This is a genomic window from Actinosynnema sp. NPDC023658, from assembly GCF_040639995.1.
Taxonomy (GTDB): domain Bacteria; phylum Actinomycetota; class Actinomycetes; order Mycobacteriales; family Pseudonocardiaceae; genus Actinosynnema.
On the sequence record NZ_JBFAAX010000967.1, the window covers coordinates 1 to 1,515 of the forward strand.

1 protein-coding gene is annotated in these 1,515 nt (G+C 72.3%); it reads left to right on the forward strand.

The window, feature by feature from the left end; translation table 11 throughout:
• The first annotated feature begins 114 nt into the window (after nucleotides 1-114).
• On the forward strand, nucleotides 115-1,284 hold the full coding sequence (locus AB0G02_RS37005; protein ID WP_360804200.1) for an RICIN domain-containing protein: 1,170 nt from the start codon (nucleotides 115-117) through the stop codon (nucleotides 1,282-1,284).
• Nucleotides 1,285-1,515 lie beyond the last annotated feature (231 nt).

Here is a 1,515-nt window from a genome sequence, read left to right on the forward strand (position 1 = left end):
GAGCGTCGGCGGGGACTGTCGGCACGTGGGCGCCAACGCGCACCGCGAGGAAACCACACCTCGAGATTGGAAGCACAGATGCGACAGGGAAACACTCTCCGCCGATGGTGGACGGTGATCGCCGCCGCCGCGCTCGTCCTCACCGGCACCGGCGTCGCCGACGCCGCCGGGACGGCCGGAGCCGGTGCGGCCTCGGCCGCCGTCGGCACCCTCGCGAGCACCGCCGGCTGCGGCAAGGCACCCGCGATCCAGAACGGCAACCAGTCGATCCAGAGCAACGGCAAGAGCCGCAGCTTCATCCTGAGCATCCCGGACAACTACGACAACACCCACCCCTACCGGCTGGTCTTCGGGTTCCACTGGTGGGGCGGCACCGCGAACGACGTCGCCTCGGGCGGCAGCGACGGTGACGTCTACGCGCACTACGGGTTGCGGCGGCTGGCGAACAACAGCACGATCTTCGTCGCGCCGCAGGGCATCGGCAACGGCTGGGCCAACTCCGGCGGCGAGGACGTGACCTTCGTCGACGACATGATCAAGCGCATCGGGGACGCCCTGTGCGTCGACACGACGCAGCTGTTCGCGCTGGGCTTCAGCTACGGCGGCGCGATGAGCAACGCCCTCGCCTGCGCCCGGCCGACGGTGTTCCGCGCGGTCGCGGCCATCGCCGCACCGGGTGAGATCAGCGGGTGCAGCGGCGGCACGCAGCCCGTCGCCTACATGGGCATCCACGGCGTCTCGGACAACATCGGCGCCGGCCGGGGCCTGCGCGACCGGTTCGTCCGCAACAACGGCTGCACCCCGCAGAACGCGCCCGAGCCGGCGGCGGGCAGCCGGACGCACATCATCACCGTCTACTCGGGCTGCCGCGAGGGCTACCCGGTGGTCTGGGCGCCGTTCGACGGCGGGCACCAGCAGGGCCCCGTGGACGGGTGCGCGGGCTGCGAGAGCGGCGCCCGCAGCTGGGTCAAGAACGAGGTGTGGAAGTTCTTCACCGGCGACCAGACCCCGACCCCGACGCCGACGACGTTCCGGCTGCGCGGCGAGGCCTCCGGCCGGTGCCTGGACGTCAACGGCGCCGGCACGGCCAACGGCTCCCCGATGATCATCTGGGACTGCCACACCGCCGCCAACCAGCAGTGGAACCTCAACGGCAACGGCACCATCAGCAACGCCCAGAGCGGGCTGTGCCTCGACGTGAGCGGGGCCGCCACCGCGAACGGCACCGCGGTCAACGTGTGGACCTGCCACACCGGCGCGAACCAGCGCTGGGCGAAGGCGTAAGGCGGATCCGGAGGCGGGCGCCCCTGCCCGCCTCCACCCTCCGCCCGCGGCGGTCGACGGATTCCCGCCCGACGCCACCGGAGCGCTCCGACACCTGACCGGCCGATTGTGACGGCGACCCCGGCGGCCTACGGTGGACGACACCGAACCGGTTCGACACCCGCCCGTCCCCCACGGTCCCACGCTGTCCACCGCGAGGAGCACCGGCACGGCCGGTCGAAGCGGGGGATG